We start from the raw sequence: 17,121 nt of genomic DNA, 5'->3' as shown, positions 1-17,121 counted from the left end.
CAGCCAGGCTGCACCTCGACTATCTTGCCGTTGATCGGCAGGCACTGCAAAACCGACTGCGGGGCTGATGTCGGCCTCTGCTGGTCAAAAAGCGATATACCGACCGAGGTGTTCTGGAATCCCAGCCTGATCCCGGAGCCCGCTGCGCGCCATCGCTAAACTTCCCACGAAGAGGTCAAGCTTCCAATGTAATGAGTTTCAGTTCCAGATTTGATTCAGGGGCCCGCTGACCTGCTCCCCGTTTTGTCCGCGCCTATAAGTTAGCCCTGTTCACCTTTTGAGGTGCTCCCCATCTTTGGATCGCCCGGGCCGGAACTTCCGGGGTGTCTGGCCGCTCCAAGTACAAACATTGGCTTGTAGGTACAAAACTTTGGGTGTTGCACCAGCTGAGGCGAACGCCCGACGAGAACGATCGCCGCGTCGGGAACCTGGCGCTGACCAGAGCAGGGCTCACCGCCTATCGCGAGATGGTGCCGCTGGCGAAGACGTTTGAAAGGGAGTTGCTGGAGAGGCTGAGTGCGGAAGAGCGAGCGGCGATTGTAAAGGGCGTAGCGGCGCTCGAAGCCTGTTTGGGACAAGACACAGTTGGTGCTAATCATTTTGGGCTAAAGGGTTGAAGTCAGGACTGGACATACGGATGGCTTGGCTTCCAAAGGGATTTCGCGCAGGAGGGCCACCCGTCATCCGGCAGCTCCAGCAACTTCTATCGAAAATCGGTCTACCGTCGACGGAGCCAAGGCCAGCGCCATCGTCTACAGCTTGGTGCTGACCTGCCGCGCCTCACTCGTCGAGCCGCTCGCATGGTTGCGCCACGTTCTCACCGAACTGCCTCAACGCGCTGTCGATACCGATATCGGCGATCCCCTTCAACTTCGCCAAAGCCGCTGCAGCTCGATCCGCCCGGACGCGTCCGTTTGAAAGCGACCGTCGTTGAAAGGGCGGCGGCGACGCGCGGGGAAATTCGCGCTTACCATCGATCCCGCAGGCCAGTGCTTCGTGCTTCTAACCAACGGAATGAGCGATCGGCGCATGGCCACTCCGTCAACAGCAGGAGAGACGTCGAGCGGCGAGCGGAACTAATCTGGTGTGTTCGTGACCAGAACATCATCAACAATCTCAAACGGCTGCCGGAGTATCCTTTGTCGACAATAAATGGTTGGGTTTTGGTTACCGCATCGAAATGCTTTGGTTCGCCGGTCTCAGGATCGGATTTCCGAGTTTTCCCGTTTCTTACCCCTATCATAGCGCCGGACAACCGTATTGCCGAGGCGCTGACCATTGACAATGACGTTGGGATCCTCTGCGTCCATTTGATCTCCTGTGCGGAGTACGAGTTCATCAGAACGGCGGGGTTGAACCTACCACCCTTCCTCGAATGCTCGACGAGCGTCACTATCCGCCAGTATTCAATCCCAAACGAACGTCTGACGTGTGTGGCGCTGGCAGCGCCAAGGCTTGACGAAGGCATAACCTCTACCAATCCATCACCACCTTACCCGAACTCCCACTCCGCATCGCATCGAACCCGACCTGATAATCATCGATCCCAATGCGATGCGTGATCAGCCCGGAAACATCCAGCGGTCCCTGCACCAAGGCGATCATCTTGTACCAGGTCTCGAACATCTCGCGGCCATAGATGCCTTTCAGGTGCAGCATCTTGAAGATGACCTTGTTCCAGTCGATCTCGAAGCCGGTGGGCGCGATGCCGAGGATGGCGATCTTGCCGCCATTGTTCATGGTGTCGATCATGTCGCGGAAGGCAGGCGCCGCGCCTGACATCTCCAGGCCGACGTCGAAACCTTCTGTCATGCCGATCGACGGCATCACGTCGCGCAGCTTCTCCTTCGAGGCGTCGACCACATGATGAACGCCGAGCTTGCGCGCCAGATCGAGACGAACCGGGTTGATGTCGGTGATGACGACTTTGCGCGCGCCGACGCATTGCGCGACCAGCGCGCCCATGATGCCGATCGGCCCGGCGCCGGTGACCAGCACATCCTCGCCGACGAGATCAAAGGACAATGCGGTGTGAACGGCATTGCCCAGCGGATCGAAGATGGCGGCGATCTCGTCCGGCACGTCGTCGGGGATCGGCACGACATTGTGTTGCGGGATCACCATGTATTCGCCGAAGGCGCCGGGGCGGTTGACGCCGACGCCGAGCGTGTTGCGGCAGAGATGGCCTCGCCCGGCGCGGCAGTTGCGGCAATGGCCGCAGACGATATGGCCTTCGCCCGAGACGCGCTGGCCGACCTTGTACTCGGTGACCGCGGCGCCGAAATCGGCGACCGTGCCGACGAATTCATGGCCGGTCACCATCGGCACCGGCACCGTCTCTTGCGCCCACTGGTCCCAGTTGTAGATGTGGACGTCGGTGCCGCAGATCGCGGTCTTCCTGACCTTGATCAGCACGTCGTTGGGGCCGATCCCGGGCACCGGCACCTCTTCCATCCAGATGCCCGGCTCGGCCTTGGCTTTCACCAGCGCCTTCATCATGTTGGACATTCTTTTGTTCCTTGGATCCGCCGACATGCGCCTGGCCCTTCGGCACCACCGGGAAGGAGAAGCCGATGACGTAGTGCCTCGATTCTACATGCGCTGCGTCGAGTGGCGTCTCAAAGGCACCACTCGCACATAGCGCGAGGACGTTTGACCTCGCAGGGCGTTTAGAACTTCTTTACCTCGATACCATGCCGACGCAGGGCATAGCCGACTTGCCGCGGCGTCAGGCCGAGGATACGACCAGCCTTGGCCTGAACCCAGCCGGCCTTCTGCATCGCGTCGATCAGCCGGTCGCCATCGGTCACACGCATGCCTGTTGCACCCGAGGCAGGATGGCTCGGACCGCGGGCGTTGACGGGCACCGCCGCGCCGTCGGAGGCGCCGGTGCGCCTGGCTCCCAGCGGCGATTCAACCGGCATCCTGTTGCGGCCGAACTCATCGCTGGCATTGCCGTCATTTGCACGGTCGGCTCCTTTCCAGAGGAGGGAAGACAGGCACTGGCTATTCTGGCAGGCAAAATCTGAAGTGGCGATAGTGCTTGAACGCGCAAGAGTGGCCGTCCTTCGCACGCAGTTTTCCAGCTCACGGACGTTGCCAGGGAAGTAGCATTGCGAGATCAGGTCAAGCGCCGACGGCGCGAAGGCGAGCTCGCGATGGTTCTCGCTATTGAATCGATCGAGGAAGGCCTTCGCAAGGCGTGGAATGTCGCCGGGTCGCTCTCTGAGCGGTGGCAGCATGATTGGCACCACATTGATACGGTAGTAAAGATCGGCCCTGAACTCTCCATTCACGACAGCCGTCTCGAGATCCTTGTTGGTGGCGCATATGAGCCGGACGTCGACCGTTAGCGTCCTGGTGCCGCCGACGCGCTCCAACTCGCCTTCCTGCAAGACGCGCAAGAGCTTTGCCTGGAAGGCAGGCGAAATCTCGCCGATTTCGTCAAGCAACAGGGTTCCGCCATTGGCTAATTCGAAACGGCCGGCGCGCTGCGCGACAGCCCCGGTGAAGGCGCCCTTTTCATGCCCGAACAACTCCGATTCCAGAACGCTTTCAGGCAGTGCGGCGCAGTTCAGTTTGACGAAAGCCTTCTTGCTGCGAGGCGAAAGCTTATGGATGGCCTGCGCAAAAAATTCCTTGCCGGTGCCGCTTTCACCCCGCAAAAGCACGGTGGAGTTGGTCCTTGCCACGACCGCGGCGGTTTCAAGCACCTGCTTGAGTGCTAGACTTTCCCCGATGATCCCGTCGATTTTGACAGGCGAATGGCGCGCAGGGCGGGCCTCCTTCTCGTCGCGCGAGTTCTCCGCTCTCCCTTCCTCCTCAAAGAGCCGCTGACGATCTGTGCTCAGGATGCGATGGAGGCGGATAGTCCGGCCGACAAGATTGGCGACCATTGTCAGCAAGCTCACGTCTTCGTCGCAATGCACGCTGGCGGCGCCGTCCCGGATACGGTCGATCGACAGTGTACCGAGCATTTCATCCTCAGCCTCTATTGGCACTCCGATAAAGGTAACTGGCGTGGTTGCGCCGCCCAAAGCCGTTTGGAGATCAGCCTGAAATAGTTCGGACTTGCTGACATCGTGTATGACGAGTGGCCTCCCCGTAGCGCAGATACGGTCTACCACGGCCTGCGGTGTGAAGCGGCGCCAATCTGATTGAGGAGCGTGTTTGTTGCCGGCAGTTGCGGCAATCTCCAGCTCCCCGGCCGCCTCCTTGATGACCATTTCTCCATGACGCATTTGCACAAACGAGGAGAGAATGTTCACGACATTGCCAAGCGTGATCTGCAGCCGCGTGGGGGCAGTCAGGATCTCGGATATCTCGTAGAGGCCCCTGAGCGGGATGTTTGCCCCGTGCATCGCTTTGATAGGTGGCCGTGCGTCGCCAACCCCTACCTCGTGCACTCGATCCCGCATTACTTGACCCATGGAAACGCCTCAGGGGTTGTAAGGTGCCCCTCCCAAAGCGCCTTTCTTCGACTCGCTACATCCTAGTATTCACGAGCCCCTGTTCAATTGCAAATTGTCATGTTGCAATCGCGACAATTCCAGGTATCGGCTCTGGCAAAGGCGCGCGCGTGCGCGGGTCATCCGAACTTGAAGAGGACACCGAAGCCGCCGCGCGGATAATTCCACTCGATCTCACCACTGGCCTCGCACAGTACCCGACAGGTGCCGCACTCCATGCAGCCGTCGGCGGTGATCTCCACCTGGCCCTTGTCGTTCAATTCATAACATTGGGCCGGGCAGACGCGGGTCAACGCGAGCAGGTTGGCGCTTGGCTTTTGGTGCGGTCGCACTTTTATATGTGGGCGCCCCGAATCGACCAGATACCGGTTCTGGTAAAGCTTCTCTTCAATGCGTGGCACTGCGATTGTCATCTCGTCCTCCTACCGCCAGGCGAATGCCAGGCGGACCACGTCGCTCACCAGCCCCCAGCGCGAACGCGCCTTGATGAAGGCAGCTGTGGTCGCCTTTTCCTTGTCGATTTTCGGGGTGCCGTCGACCCGCATAAAGTTCTGAGCCGCCTGAGACATCAACTGCGGGTAGGTCGTGAAGAAATTTTGGGAATTGGTGTGGAGCAGGGCCGGCATGTCCTTGTATTTCTTCAGGTCTTTGATTACGAAAGACTTGTTTAACATGGTCTTGTAGAGCGCAAGGTTCTGTTTGGTCATCGGCCGCTTGCGGCTCTTGACCTGCATGACTGCCTCAGCCGCGATGCGACCGGAGGTCATGGCGAGGTTCGAACCCTCCCGGTGGACGGCGTTATTCAGCTGCGCAGCATCGCCGACCACCACCCAGCCGTCGCCAAACAGCTGCGGAATCGCATTGTAGCCACCCTCGGGAATGAGATGCGCGGCATATTCTTTCACCTCCGAGCCGGCGATCAGCGGCCGGATCGAAGGATGGTTTTTTAACGCATCGAGTATGACGTATGGGCTCTCCATCATCGAAGCGAAATCCGAAACGAGGCAGCCGATGCCCAGTGAGATCGATTCCTTGTTGGTGTAAAGGAAGCCGAGCCCGGCCATGCTGCGGGAGATTGTACCCACTGCCTCGATCACGCAGCCTTCACCGGCCTTGAGGCCGAACCGCTGCTCTATGACTTCTTCAGGCAGGAAATGCATTTCCTTGACGGCGAGCGCCACGGATTTTGGCCTCGGCATCTCGCGAAGCCCGGCGCGCGTGCCAAGTAGTCCGGAGACACCTTCTGCGAGAACGACAACGTCCGCGAAAATCTCTCCGCCGACCCGGTCGGTGCGGACGCCGACCACCTTGTCCTTGGCATCGCGGACGAGTTCCGTCACGGTCGTCTCGCACAGAACCGTCGCCCCGGCCTCGCGCACCTTACGCGAAAACCATTTGTCGAACTGGGCGCGGATGATCGTATAGCGGTTGGGCTTCGCCTCGTTGAAGTCGTCCGACCGATAGTGAATCCCGGTGTGGGAAGTGTCGTCCATGGCCCAAAGCCGCTGTTCAACCAAATGGCGCTCGAGAGGCGCATCATCCCGGAAATCCGGGATGATCTTCTCCAGCATGTTCGCGTACATGATTGCACCCTGAACATTCTTGGAGCCCGGATATTCACCTCGCTCCAACTGCAGCACCTTCAGGCCGTGGCTTGCCATGGTGTACGCAGCAGCGTTTCCGGACATGCCGGCCCCAACAACAATGGCGTCGAATTTTTCCTCGATCATGTCCATCTCCCTAGCTCGCAAGCTTATCGCGACTGTGGGGCGACAGCCGCCGGGTGAAGGCCTCCGTCAGTGCGGGCAGGAAGCGGATCGCATCGGTAACGATCCCGAGGTGGGCGAAATCGAAAATCGGCGCCTTCGGGTCGGTGTTGATAGCCACGATGAGATCCGCTCCTTCGACGCCAACCCGGTGCTGGATGGCGCCGGAAATTCCTGCCGCTATGTAAAGCTTCGGCCGGATGGTCTTGCCTGTTTGGCCAATCTGCCGATCAGCCGACAGCCAGCCCTTTTGGACCAACGGGCGCGAACAGCCATGCTCGGCGCCGATTGCTCGTGCGAGATCCTTCACAAGCTGCAGGTTCTCCGCCGCGCCTAGACCGAGGCCTCCCGCAACCACAACGTCGGCATAGGCAAGATTGGCCTTTCCAGACTGGCTATCCGGCAGGAAGCCGAGGACTTTGGTGACGATGTCATCCTCGGCTACCGATAGCTGGTGCCGGATGACACGCCCGACCGGCTTATCCATCCGCCGCGGCATGGGCATGACCCTTGGTCGCACTGTCGCCATCTGCGGCCGGTAATTGAGCGTGTAGATCGTGCACAACAAGGAACCGCCGAAAGTTGGACGGGTCGCAGCGAGCGAACCGTCGGTATCGACGTCGAGTTCGGTGCAGTCGGCCGTGAGCCCTGTCTTCAAGGTGGTTGCGACCGAACCAGCAAGATCCCTGCCGAGTGTGGTCGCCCCGAGAAGCAGGATCTCGGGTTTATGGGCATCGACCAGATCCGTCATCGCCTTGGTGAAAGGCTCATTGCGATAGTCGGCAAGCAGCGGCGCCTCGACGTTGTAGACAAGATCGGCGCCATAAGCGAAGGCCTCGGTTACCGCAGACTGGGTGGTCTCTCCTGGCGGTCCGAGCACGATTCCCGCGAGCTCGACGCCAAGCTTGTCGGCGAGCTTGCGGCCTTCACCGAGTAGTTCGAACGATACCGGGTGGACCTGGCCGCGCTCGAGCTCGATAAACACCCAGACGTGGCGATAGTCCTTGAAATGGTCGGGCAGCTCCTTCTTTGTGCCGGCACGGCCGGAGGCAGGGCGAGGGGCTTCTCGATTCGCGCTCGACATCGTCTCTCCTTGCCGTCATTCGCCGCCGTTGAAGGCGAGTTCCTGTTCCAGCGCTGGCCCGCGGGTTAAGATTGCGGCGATAAGTTCGTCAGCGAGATCACGCAAATTCCTCTCGGGGGTGTCGATAAGTGCCGCCTTTTCCGCCCGCGCTGTAGGGGCGAAAACGCGCTTGACGACCGTCGGCGAGCCGCGCAGCCCGCATCTGGTGAGGTCATCAATGCCGGCGTCGGCCGCACTCCACTTCAGGACCTGGCTACGCGCGGCGTACAGGGCGTCCTCGAGCGAGCCCCGACGGATCTCATTTGTGCCTTCCAGCATGGTGATGAGACAAGGGAGCCTGCTCTTCAGCATCTGCGTGCCGCCTTCACAGCGGCGCTCGACCTTGATCTCGCGCGCAGCGAGGTCAACGGAGGGGATCTTCGCAACATAGGTGAGTTGCATGAGATCGAGGCGCTTGGCGATGCCGGGCCCGACCTGGGCGGTGTCGCCATCGATCGTCTGCTTGCCAGTGAAGACGATGTCTGGCGTGCCGAACGTCTCGCCAACCTTCGCGATTGCCTGGGAAAGAGCGAAGGAGGTCGCCAGCGTGTCAGAGCCCGCAAAATAGCGATCCGTCAACAGCACCGCGCGGTCGGCGCCGTAACCGAGCGTCTTGCGCAACGCGTCCTCCGCCATGGGCGGACCCATAGTGAGCACGGTGACCTCGCCGCCGTAAGTGTCGCGCAGTCTAAGAGCCTCTTCGAGGGCGAATATGTCGTAAGGATTGATGATGGTAGGCACACCCTGACGCATGATCGTGTTCGTAACGGGATGGACCCGTATCTGTGCCGAGTCCGGCACCTGCTTGATGCAGACTACGATGTGCATTGGCGGTCTCTTTGGGCTTCTATACGGATGCGGGCTTGGCAGTAGATCTTTGGCAGCATCATTCGTGCCAACTGTTTTGCGAGCTCATATTCCTCGAGACTCCGTTGGTTCCTTCCAGGGGCGCGTTCGTGATGACACGATTTGTCGGCTTCCCGACATTGTCGCGTCGCAACCATGTCGCGCTCATTCTTTTGCGAACCGCTTCAGGACGGACTCGAGCGGGACGAAGGTGCGGCCCGGCGTGGCAGGCTTGTTGGGATCGTAGTCTTTGAGCACCTTGAAGATCCGGTACTTAAGCGGCGAGGAAGTCGTGAAGTCCTCGTAAGCGCGTAGCAGCGTTGCGCGCACCCGCGCGGCGACCACCTGGTCGGGCAAATCGGATAGATCTTCTTCGGCAAGGTATTGGCCCACGCGCTTCATGATATGAAGCCGTGAGACATTCAGCACCTTTGGGTCATAAGAGACCCCAAGGACCGCGAAGAACTCCTCCGCGGCCGACAGGCCCTTCAGTCGCGCGAGGATGTCGGTAACATCGATGGGGCGGCCGTCAGCGGAACAATTCATCGCATTCTCCCTGGTCGGGCAACTGTGGTGTCGCTGTGTTCGTCGCCCAGCTGGCCTGGACCGGCGACATCCGCGAAGCGTGCCTCGCTGCACATTCCATCGTAGATCTCGACCAGTTGAGCCGCAGTAATGGTCGACTTTGTCTCGGCCGCCTTGCGGCGGACGCGGGCCACCATCGCGGCTGCCAAATCCGGGTCGAGATCGCGACCGCTTTCGCTCAGCACGCGGGCAATCGAGGTGGCGCCGGAATGCTTACCGATGACGATACGCCGGCAGCGGCCCACGAGTGCCGGGTCGAGCCCCTGGTAGGCGCGCGTGTCCTTCAGCAGCCCTGCGACGTGAGTGCCGGATTCGTGGGTGAAAACATCGGCGCCGACGACCGGCTTAATAGTCGCCGTCTGCCGGCGGGCGGCGCAAGCCACCTGGGCGGCGAGGTCGGGCAATGCGGTCAGCTCGATGCCGGTATCCGCGCCGTCGATGACGGCCATCGCGGCCGCCACTTCTTCCAGCGCGGCATTACCCGCACGCTCGCCGAGCCCGAGGACGGTGACGGACGCATGGCGCGCGCCTGCACGGATCGCGGCCAGCGTGTTGGCGGCCGCAAGGCCGAGATCGTTGTGCGCGTGAAATTCGAGGTCGATTTCAGACTTCGCCATGAGCTGGGCGACAAGTTCGAAAGTCGAAAAGGGGTCGAGAATGCCGACCGTGTCGGCCAGCCTGACGCGGCTTGCGCCGGCGCGCGCAGCCGTTTCGATGACGCGGGCAAGATGATCCCCATCAGCCCGCGAGGCATCCTCGCAGCCCACAGCGACGAAGAAGCCGGCAGCGGCTGCGCGCCTGACCATATCCTCGATGACCTGCAGCGCTCCCGCCTGATCGAGGCCGAGCTTGGCGGCAAGTTGGATGTCGGATGCAGGCAGCGACAGATTGACGGCGCCGACGCCGCTCTCGATCGCTGCGTCGAGATCCCTCGCCTTCATCCGGCACCAGGCCATGAGCCGAACCGGGAGACGCCGCGCGACCGCGGCGCGAATTGTTTCGATCTCGTCGGCGCCCATGATCGGCGTGCCGATCTCGATCTCTGGGACGCCGGCGGCCACAAGAGACTCGGCGAGCTCCAGCTTTTCCGCCGTCGTAAAGGCGACACCGGGCGCCTGCTCGCCGTCGCGCAAGGTCGTGTCGTTGAGGAAGACATCACGGCTCATGAACGGCAGCCTGTTCTGCTTCCGCCCAGGTATGGACCGGATCGAACGTCTTCGGGACTTCGCCCACGCGGCCCAGAACCGGGAGAGTCACGCAGCTTCTCAACGATTGCCGGCATGACCTCAAGCACCCGCTCGACGTCTTCTTCGTTGTTGTCGCGCGCAAACGAGAAGCGGACTGCCCCGTGTGGCATCTTCATCGCGCTCAGGACATGGCTGGGTTCCATTGAGCCGGAGGTGCAGGCGGAGCCGGAGGAACAGGCGATGCCTACGCGGCTCAGCAGATGTGGGATTCCATCGCTTTCGGTATGTTCAAAGGAGATGTTTGCGGTGTTTGGCAACCGCTCCATCGGATCGCCAGTGACACTGGTGTTTGGGATGCGCTGGAGGATCCCATCCTCCAGGCGGTCGCGCAGCGACTTTACCCGTGTGGTCGCGTCGTCCATGAATTTCAAGGCGAGTTCGGCCGCCGTGCCGAGCCCGACTATGCCGGGCGTGTTCTCGGTACCGGCACGCCGGCCGTGCTGTTGGTGCCCTCCCTTGATCATCGAGCGGAAGTGCACGCCACGCTTTATCCAAAGTGCACCGATCCCTTTGGGGCCATGAAGCTTGTGGCCGGAGAGCGACAGCATGTCGATAGCGGTCGATTTCAGGTCCATCGGAAGCTTGCCAACCGCCTGCACTGCATCGGTATGAAAAAGGGCGCCAATTTCCTTGGCCAACTCGGCGAGCTTGGCCACGGGAAAGATCGTACCGGTCTCGTTGTTCGCCCACATTACCGAGACGACTGCCACACGGGGCGAGAGGGCTGCCTTGTAGGCGTCGAGGTCAAGCCGGCCACGACGATCCACGGGGATCGTGTGGACCTTGACGCGACGAACCTGCTCAAGATGCGCGCACAGCGTCAATACGGCGGGATGCTCGACCGCGGACGTCACGATCTCGGTTCGGTCGGGCGTGAGCTCGAGCGCCGAAAGGATCGCTGCATTGTCGCCTTCTGTTCCACCCGAGGTGAAGGTGATCTCATCGTCGAACTGCGCGCCGATCAGCGCCTGCAACTGCCGCCGCGCCTTCTTTATCGCCGCACCGACTGAGGCGCCAAAAGCGTGCGTCGACGAAGGGTTGCCGAATTGATCCGTGAAGTACGGCAACATCGCTCGCACAACGTCAGGATCGACCCGTGTCGTTGCGTTGTTGTCGAGGTAGACAGGCCTCATACGAACAGTCCTCAGTTAACTGAAGGACTTGCCGCAGCCGCACTTGTCCCGCGCGTTGGGGTTGTCGAAGACAAAGCCGGAAGAGTCGAGCCCGGTGACGAAGTCGACGGTCATGCCGGCGACATGGGGTTGGGAGTCTGCGTCCACAAACAGCTTGATCCCATCTGTCTCCGTAATCACATCGCCCTGGCGCGAAACGCTCTCCAGGCCCATTATGTATTTGAACCCGGCGCAGCCGCCGGTCTGGACCATAATGCGAAAGCCCTCCGCTTGCTCGCTGGCGCTGGAAAGAGCGGTCTTGACGGCGGCAACAGCATTGTCGGTGAGCGTGATCATGGCAAGATTTCTCCTCAATCCGTGACGTCTTTGCGGATCACGATGCAGGGACCGTGCCAAAAGAGGAAAAAACCGTTTCAACACGGCGCGATCCCCCTAGAGGCGCTATCAATCTTGTTGGCCATTGCTGAAAAGACGTCGGGCACCCGACACGCACTGTCGGGTTTGTCGAGTACGTGACACAAAGTGTCCGGCCTCGGTTCCCACTGAACTCTCACATAAATCATTGATGAGTGTGCGGAACATTTTTTTGCGCTTGTTCAGGCGAATTGGCACGACTTTTGAAACGCCCATTGGCGATGCGGCAAGAACCGCCGAGACAAAAATCATGCTGCGAGTGCCCTCGCGATCGATGGAATGGAGCAAGCCACATGTCAGGGCTGGGCAACATGTCAGGGTTGGGTCAGAACCGCTCTGCGCGGGTGGAATCGGCTCCTCGCCGCTCAGACGACACGCCGGTTTCGATGGCGATCACGCACTCTCGCCAGCAGCACCCTGTTCCTGGACGAGCAGGAGGTCGGCATCGAGCACCACGCTGCGCTCAGTCGACCGACCACCCGGCAGGGCAGCTGATCCTCAACAAGCAGATGAAGGTCGTTAATACATGGACCAGCGCGAGAGACCATCGCCGCAAGAAATCCGTCGGGCGCAGCAAGACAATCCAAAGATCCGTGAGCACGATCTCGCCGCCCGACTGGGCATTTCGGAAGCGGAACTGGTCGCCGCGCATTGCGGTCTGGGCGCGATTCGCGTCGAGCCGCGCGTCAATGATCTGCTGACCGGCCTCGAAGCGGTCGGCGAGGTGGTGGCGCATACCCGCAATGAAAGTGCTGTGCACGAAAAGATCGGCGTCTACGACAAGGTGGTCACCGGCAACAGGCATGCTCTGGTACTTGGCGACGACATCGACTTGCGCATCTTCCCGAAGGTTTGGGCGCATGGATTTGCTGTCGAGAAGCGCGATGGCAAGGACATTAGCCATAGCCTGCAATTCTTTGATGCCGCCGGCAAGGCGATGCACAAGGTGCAACTCGGGCCCGCCTCAAATCTCGATGCTTATCAGAAGCTGGTGGCTGAGCTGGAATCCTCGAACCAGGAGCCGATCCTAGTATTCAAGGCGAGCGGAGCCAACGATGACGCAGAGGTTCCTGAACAAGCCGCCACGGTGGAGGATCTACGCGAGTGCTGGAGCCAACTGACGGACGTGCATCAGTTCTTCGACATGTTGAAGAGACTGAAGCTCAGCCGCCGCGAGGCGGTGCGTATGGTCGGCGAGGTTTACGCTTGGGCGCTCGAAAAGGACGCCATCGGCGCCATGTTTCAACAGGCGGCCGAAGACGAAATGCCGATCATGTGCTTTGTAGGAAATCGTGGCTGCATCCAAATCCATTCCGGTCCGATCAAGTGGGTCAAAACAATCGGGCCGTGGATCAATGTGCTCGACGAGACCTTCCACCTGCATCTCGGGACCCACCACATCCGCGAGGTCTGGGCCGTGCGCAAGCCGACCAAGGAGGGTCACGTCACCTCGCTCGAAGCCTACGGCGCCGATGGCAAGATGATCATCCAGTTCTTTGGCAAGCGCCGCGAAGGCGAGGGCGAGCGCGAGGACTGGCGGTTTCTGGCCGAGACCCTGCCACGCATTCCCGGTCCGACCGCTGCATGAGGCGAGACCAATTGCATGTTGTTTTCCGGTTTCGCTCGGCACCCGTCGCCGGGGCTCAGCATTCTGCTGGCCATCGCTTTGCCTGCGGAGCGAGTGAGCGCCTAGCTATTGCTTCCCGTGCTGTCACGGATCGCTCGATCGTCGCAATCGCCTGCGCGCTTGGCGAGGAAAGACATCTCACCGCTCGAAATTCGACGAGCTACTACCCGAATTCCGCTGAAGGTTGACCGATGTCGGCCACATGCGTCAGCTGTCGGCGAAGGTTGTTTTGTCGGTCAGTCAGTCCAACTTTGCGGCCGTGCTCCAAAACGAGGCCCATGCTTCCTTCAAGTAGCCGTCCTCAAAGTACTAAGATCCTTCGTTGGGCATTGCTTGCTTGTGATCTGATCCGCAGGCGGAACAACTCTTAATCTGGCGACAGCACCCGTGGGCAGATGGAGGTGACCTCTGCCGCGAATCGAAATGCCCCGGCCGCTTGCCGCGCGCTCAGGAGTGCCGCGCCGGATTGCTTTGCTCAGGCATTCAACCACCTTGCGTCAAACAAACGGCAAGCAAGGACCAACGATCATTCTGCCCCTGCTTCCACCGCGGGAGGCTCCGGCTTCAATATGGTCCTACTCAATGACCGTATTCCTGGAAAGCAATTTTCCAATCACGTTTCTCCGATATCAAAGCGTTAGACATCCACTCGCGACCGGGAGAGCAGGACGCCCGCAGGCCGCGCGTGTTCTTCCGGCATCCGCGCCTCCCGTCATTGCGCGCACGACCCGGAGGCGCTCATGGCGCACCCGAGGATGACACACATCCATCGCGTAAATATGTTGAATCGGAACAATCAATTTTGCCAATAATCTGAAGAGAGATATGAAAAGGTTCAGGTGGCGTGGGGACGCAGGATAAGGAGTGTCTCTGATGGCTATCCATGGTAGTCCGCGCGACAACGCCCTCTTCGGCACCAACGATGAGAATGTGATCACAGATCCCGACGGTAATGACTGGATTGACGCTCTTGCCGGTAACGATTCCATTTCGGCGGGGCCCGGCAATGACCGAGTCTTCGGTGGCACAGGTAATGATCATGTCTTTGGCGAGGAGGGCAATGACTACCTCTACGGCGACAGCGGGCGAGACGGACCGCGCATCACTGCTGAGGATAATGACAAGCTCTATGGGGGTCCGGGTAACGACACCCTCTTTGTTGGTGACGGCAGGGATTATCTGACCGGGGGGACAGGCAACGACACGTTCGTGTTCCAATTCCACAACCCGATCCCTGGATATGACCCGCGTTTCGGGCCGGACCCGGATAATACCTCGATCTTGGATTTCAACCCGGCGGATGACACTTTGGCCTTCGATGCGGTTGGCCTCGGTGGCGACGGCTTTGGCGCCAACTTCGTCAACCACGCCAGCTCACGGTCTGGCCATCCAGTTGACACCTTCTACAGCGGCGACGCCGCGGGCGCGAACGGCGAGCATGTCGTCGTGCTCACCAACTCGTTCAGCAACGGCTCCCAGGCTGCGGATGCGATCTCCAATGAGCATATCGGCGACATTATCGCTTACTATAATCCGTTAACCCAGTCAGGGAATCTGGCCTATGTCACCTCCGATAACCATGCCGACGATTTTGCTCATCTCGGTAATGTCCACAGCGTCGCGGATCTGGCCGGGCTTGGGTTGAGCGCGTGGGACTTTACCTTCGTCTGATCCGCGGGAACTTTGGATCGGATAGGACGAGATGCGCTACCGCGTAGATACACCGCCGCTTTCGCCGAGGGCGATACTCACCGCGACCGAGACGCGTCGGAGACGACAAGCTTGACGTCTCCGAAGCCGCGGCGCGTCAGTTTGCGCAGGAGCTCCGTCCAGGTCGGCTTGGCCACGGAGATGCCGACCTCATGCCAAGCACCTCGCGGCAATGGTCGACGCCGACGGCGACAATCACCGCGACCGAGACGACGCGGCCGCTGCGGCGCACCTTCAGATAGTTCGCGCACATCCACACCTATAGCCAATCGTCCTCGATCGGCCATTCAATCAAGGCCTCGAGCATCCCGTCGGTCTGCGAGGGAGAAAGCCGAATGGCTGCGGTACTCGGCGACGACCGCAATGCTTGGCGCATCGGCCACCAAAGACTCTCAACATTATGCCAAGTTGGCAGAAAAGCCTCAGAAAGAGAGTCCTGCATACTGTTCAATTGGTCTGAACCAAGGTTTGGCAGGAGCCAAGCCGAACAGTCCCCGTGTCGCGGACGCGACAAAGCTGACCGCAGGTGTCGGTTGTCGGACGTTTTGCCGGGAGGACATGTGGTCATCCAATGAGCGGCGGTCCCGGTGGTGGCTGAGCATAGATCGGTTCAGCACCATCGATACGGTCGATCCGGCACGCAACTTGCTTAGAAGATTTCGGGGCGCCAGCAGCTGTGCGTCACGGAGCTCAGCGATGATTGACCAGTCTCACAAACTTCAATGGGGATAACCAGTGGGTTACGCTTTAGAACCGCAGCACGAAGCAGATGCCTCTGCTGCTTGAATGCGCGACCGATCTCTTGCGCTGGTGCGCAGTTTGGCTGCATCGCGCAACACAATCACGACACGCTAGAGCTGGGACTTACCGGGTGCTGGCCAATCGACCTTGAGATCGGCCGGCAATCTCAATCGAGCGCATGAACGCCTGGCGTTCAGGAGAAGAGGCCAAATGGCGACAAATCCGGTTCCAGATCATGTCCCGCCCGAAATGGTGAGGGAGTTCAGCCTGTTCACTTCGCCCGGCATGTCACCGACTCCCAACGGGGATCCCCACGCGGCAGTCGCTTGCGTCCATTCCGGCCCGCCTATCTTTTATTCACCCCTCAACACACGCGACGGCAGGGGCACCTGGGTGATCACCCGCGCCAGCGACCAGCGCCGGGTGCTGCAGGACAGCGAAACTTTTTCCAGCCATCGCAGCATCTTTGCCTCCGCGTTGGGCGAAAGCTGGCCGATGATCCCACTTGAACTTGATCCCCCTGCCCATGGCGCCTTTCGCTCATTGCTCAATCCCCTGTTTTCGCCAAAGCGGGTGGCGGCATTGGAGCCGGCTGTCCGCGAGCGGGCAATCAGGCTCATCGACGGGATCGCCGCATCGGGTACAAGCTGCGACGTCATGAAGGATTTCGCATTTCCGTTCACGGTAAACATCTTCCTTCATCTCCTAGGGCTACCGGATGACCGAATCGACACATTTGTCGGATGGGGGAGAGATCTGCTCCACGGCGACGATGTGAAACGGCCGGCCGCGGCCCGGACGATCGTATCGTTCATTGATGAACTTGCAGCCGTCCGCCGCAAGGACCTGGTTGATGATTTCATGACGTTCATCGTGCAGGCACAGGTCGAGGGCCGCCGCCTGACGAAACAGGAAGTACGCGGCGTCGGCGTGCTTGTCTTCGTTGCCGGGCTCGACACTGTTGCAGCAGCCATAGGCTTTGACCTGGCCTATCTCGCACGCAACCTCAAGGATCAGGAATTGCTGCGCGGCGAACCAGGCCGGATCGTGGCCGCGGCCGAAGAATTGTTGCGCGCCTATCCGACCGTTCAGTTGATCCGCGTGGCAACGAAAGATATCGACTTCGAAGGCGCGCCGATCCGCAAGGGAGATTATGTTTCCTGCGCCACGATGATCGCCAACCGCGACCCGGCGGAATTCGAATGCCCCAACACGGTCGATCTGGCGCGAGAGGACAACCGCCATGCCACCTTTGGCTATGGTCCCCACCGTTGCCTTGGCTCACATCTTGCCCGGCGCGAGATCGTCATTGGCCTGGAGGAGTGGTTGGCGCGCATCCCCGCCTTCCGGATCAAGAAGGGTACGGCACCCATCACCTCTGGCGGCCATGTGTTCGGGATCGAAAATCTGATCCTAGACTGGTCCTGACCAAGCCCCGCCCCCGTGCCGAGGTGCAAAGA

Annotated in this window: 13 protein-coding genes and 3 pseudogenes; 5 read left to right on the top strand and 11 right to left on the bottom strand. The window is 60.3% G+C overall.

Annotated elements, in window-relative coordinates; all coding sequences use genetic code 11:
- Positions 1 to 386 precede the first annotated feature (386 nt).
- A pseudogene (locus RFM52_RS25165) lies at positions 387 to 617 on the top strand (MarR family transcriptional regulator); the annotation flags it as partial.
- Between the two features lie 103 nt (positions 618 to 720).
- A pseudogene (locus RFM52_RS25160) lies at positions 721 to 934 on the top strand (transposase domain-containing protein); the annotation flags it as partial.
- A 539-nt stretch (positions 935 to 1,473) separates the two neighbouring features.
- On the opposite strand, the gene tdh reads toward RFM52_RS25160, so the two are convergent.
- The 10 genes from tdh to RFM52_RS25110 all read right to left on the bottom strand — a co-directional run bounded on the left by tdh (position 1,474) and on the right by RFM52_RS25110 (position 11,505).
- Positions 1,474 to 2,508: an L-threonine 3-dehydrogenase gene (gene tdh, locus RFM52_RS25155; RefSeq protein WP_320223343.1), complete on the bottom strand. Its 1,035-nt coding sequence runs from the start codon at positions 2,506 to 2,508 to the stop codon at positions 1,474 to 1,476.
- A gap of 161 nt (positions 2,509 to 2,669) precedes the next feature.
- Entirely contained in the window at positions 2,670 to 4,430 is a 1,761-nt protein-coding gene (gene nifA, locus RFM52_RS25150; protein ID WP_320223342.1) for a nif-specific transcriptional activator NifA, read from the bottom strand.
- A gap of 158 nt (positions 4,431 to 4,588) precedes the next feature.
- Complete coding sequence (locus RFM52_RS25145; protein WP_320223341.1) at positions 4,589 to 4,882, bottom strand: ferredoxin family protein; 294 nt, start codon at positions 4,880 to 4,882, stop codon at positions 4,589 to 4,591.
- A 9-nt stretch (positions 4,883 to 4,891) separates the two neighbouring features.
- Positions 4,892 to 6,199, bottom strand: coding sequence for an FAD-dependent oxidoreductase (locus RFM52_RS25140; RefSeq protein WP_320298577.1), 1,308 nt, complete (start codon positions 6,197 to 6,199; stop codon positions 4,892 to 4,894).
- A gap of 10 nt (positions 6,200 to 6,209) precedes the next feature.
- The gene (locus RFM52_RS25135; protein ID WP_320223339.1) at positions 6,210 to 7,319 is read right to left on the bottom strand and encodes an electron transfer flavoprotein subunit alpha/FixB family protein; all 1,110 of its coding nucleotides are present in this window, start codon (positions 7,317 to 7,319) and stop codon (positions 6,210 to 6,212) included.
- Between the two features lie 15 nt (positions 7,320 to 7,334).
- Positions 7,335 to 8,186, bottom strand: coding sequence for an electron transfer flavoprotein subunit beta/FixA family protein (locus RFM52_RS25130; RefSeq protein WP_320223338.1), 852 nt, complete (start codon positions 8,184 to 8,186; stop codon positions 7,335 to 7,337).
- A gap of 183 nt (positions 8,187 to 8,369) precedes the next feature.
- The gene (nifW, locus tag RFM52_RS25125) at positions 8,370 to 8,750 is read right to left on the bottom strand and encodes a nitrogenase stabilizing/protective protein NifW (protein WP_320298578.1); all 381 of its coding nucleotides are present in this window, start codon (positions 8,748 to 8,750) and stop codon (positions 8,370 to 8,372) included.
- Positions 8,747 to 9,955 (bottom strand): homocitrate synthase, encoded by a 1,209-nt coding sequence (gene nifV, locus RFM52_RS25120; RefSeq protein ID WP_320298579.1) that lies wholly within the window; start codon positions 9,953 to 9,955, stop codon positions 8,747 to 8,749. The genes nifW and nifV overlap by 4 nt, the downstream gene beginning before the upstream one ends.
- Positions 9,952 to 11,169: a cysteine desulfurase NifS gene (nifS, locus tag RFM52_RS25115; RefSeq protein WP_320223335.1), complete on the bottom strand. Its 1,218-nt coding sequence runs from the start codon at positions 11,167 to 11,169 to the stop codon at positions 9,952 to 9,954. Before nifS ends, nifV begins: the two co-directional genes overlap by 4 nt.
- 15 nt (positions 11,170 to 11,184) lie before the next feature.
- Complete coding sequence (locus RFM52_RS25110; RefSeq protein ID WP_320223334.1) at positions 11,185 to 11,505, bottom strand: HesB/IscA family protein; 321 nt, start codon at positions 11,503 to 11,505, stop codon at positions 11,185 to 11,187.
- 604 nt (positions 11,506 to 12,109) lie between these two features.
- Here RFM52_RS25110 and RFM52_RS25105 point away from each other — a divergent pair.
- Entirely contained in the window at positions 12,110 to 13,171 is a 1,062-nt protein-coding gene (locus RFM52_RS25105; RefSeq protein WP_320298580.1) for a hemin-degrading factor, read from the top strand.
- Positions 13,172 to 14,083: 912 nt separating this feature from the next.
- Positions 14,084 to 14,881 (top strand): calcium-binding protein, encoded by a 798-nt coding sequence (locus tag RFM52_RS25100; RefSeq protein WP_320298581.1) that lies wholly within the window; start codon positions 14,084 to 14,086, stop codon positions 14,879 to 14,881.
- A 92-nt stretch (positions 14,882 to 14,973) separates the two neighbouring features.
- Here RFM52_RS25100 and RFM52_RS25095 read toward each other — a convergent pair.
- Positions 14,974 to 15,209: pseudogene (locus RFM52_RS25095) on the bottom strand (transposase); the annotation flags it as partial.
- 662 nt (positions 15,210 to 15,871) lie between these two features.
- On the opposite strand from RFM52_RS25095, the gene RFM52_RS25090 reads away from it, so the two are divergent.
- A complete protein-coding gene (locus tag RFM52_RS25090) occupies positions 15,872 to 17,089 on the top strand; it encodes a cytochrome P450 (protein WP_320223332.1) in 1,218 nt (405 codons plus the stop codon).
- Positions 17,090 to 17,121 lie beyond the last annotated feature (32 nt).

Origin of the sequence: Mesorhizobium humile, from assembly GCF_033977215.1 — a bacterium.
In the GTDB taxonomy this organism is placed as follows: domain Bacteria; phylum Pseudomonadota; class Alphaproteobacteria; order Rhizobiales; family Rhizobiaceae; genus Mesorhizobium; species Mesorhizobium humile.
The sequence above is the reverse complement of the archived record's forward strand: the minus strand, read 5'-3'. Positions and strand labels throughout refer to the sequence as shown.

Coding starts and splice junctions, on each gene's coding strand:
- RFM52_RS25135 (WP_320223339.1), bottom strand. CDS start 7,319: ATGTCGAGCGCGAATCGAGAAGCCCCTCGCCCTGCCTCCGGCCGTGCC.
- tdh (WP_320223343.1), bottom strand. CDS start 2,508: ATGTCCAACATGATGAAGGCGCTGGTGAAAGCCAAGGCCGAGCCGGGC.
- RFM52_RS25090 (WP_320223332.1), top strand. CDS start 15,872: ATGGCGACAAATCCGGTTCCAGATCATGTCCCGCCCGAAATGGTGAGG.
- RFM52_RS25130 (WP_320223338.1), bottom strand. CDS start 8,186: ATGCACATCGTAGTCTGCATCAAGCAGGTGCCGGACTCGGCACAGATA.
- nifV (WP_320298579.1), bottom strand. CDS start 9,955: ATGAGCCGTGATGTCTTCCTCAACGACACGACCTTGCGCGACGGCGAG.
- RFM52_RS25140 (WP_320298577.1), bottom strand. CDS start 6,199: ATGATCGAGGAAAAATTCGACGCCATTGTTGTTGGGGCCGGCATGTCC.
- nifA (WP_320223342.1), bottom strand. CDS start 4,430: ATGGGTCAAGTAATGCGGGATCGAGTGCACGAGGTAGGGGTTGGCGAC.
- nifS (WP_320223335.1), bottom strand. CDS start 11,169: ATGAGGCCTGTCTACCTCGACAACAACGCAACGACACGGGTCGATCCT.
- RFM52_RS25105 (WP_320298580.1), top strand. CDS start 12,110: ATGGACCAGCGCGAGAGACCATCGCCGCAAGAAATCCGTCGGGCGCAG.
- RFM52_RS25100 (WP_320298581.1), top strand. CDS start 14,084: ATGGCTATCCATGGTAGTCCGCGCGACAACGCCCTCTTCGGCACCAAC.
- RFM52_RS25145 (WP_320223341.1), bottom strand. CDS start 4,882: ATGACAATCGCAGTGCCACGCATTGAAGAGAAGCTTTACCAGAACCGG.
- RFM52_RS25110 (WP_320223334.1), bottom strand. CDS start 11,505: ATGATCACGCTCACCGACAATGCTGTTGCCGCCGTCAAGACCGCTCTT.
- nifW (WP_320298578.1), bottom strand. CDS start 8,750: ATGAATTGTTCCGCTGACGGCCGCCCCATCGATGTTACCGACATCCTC.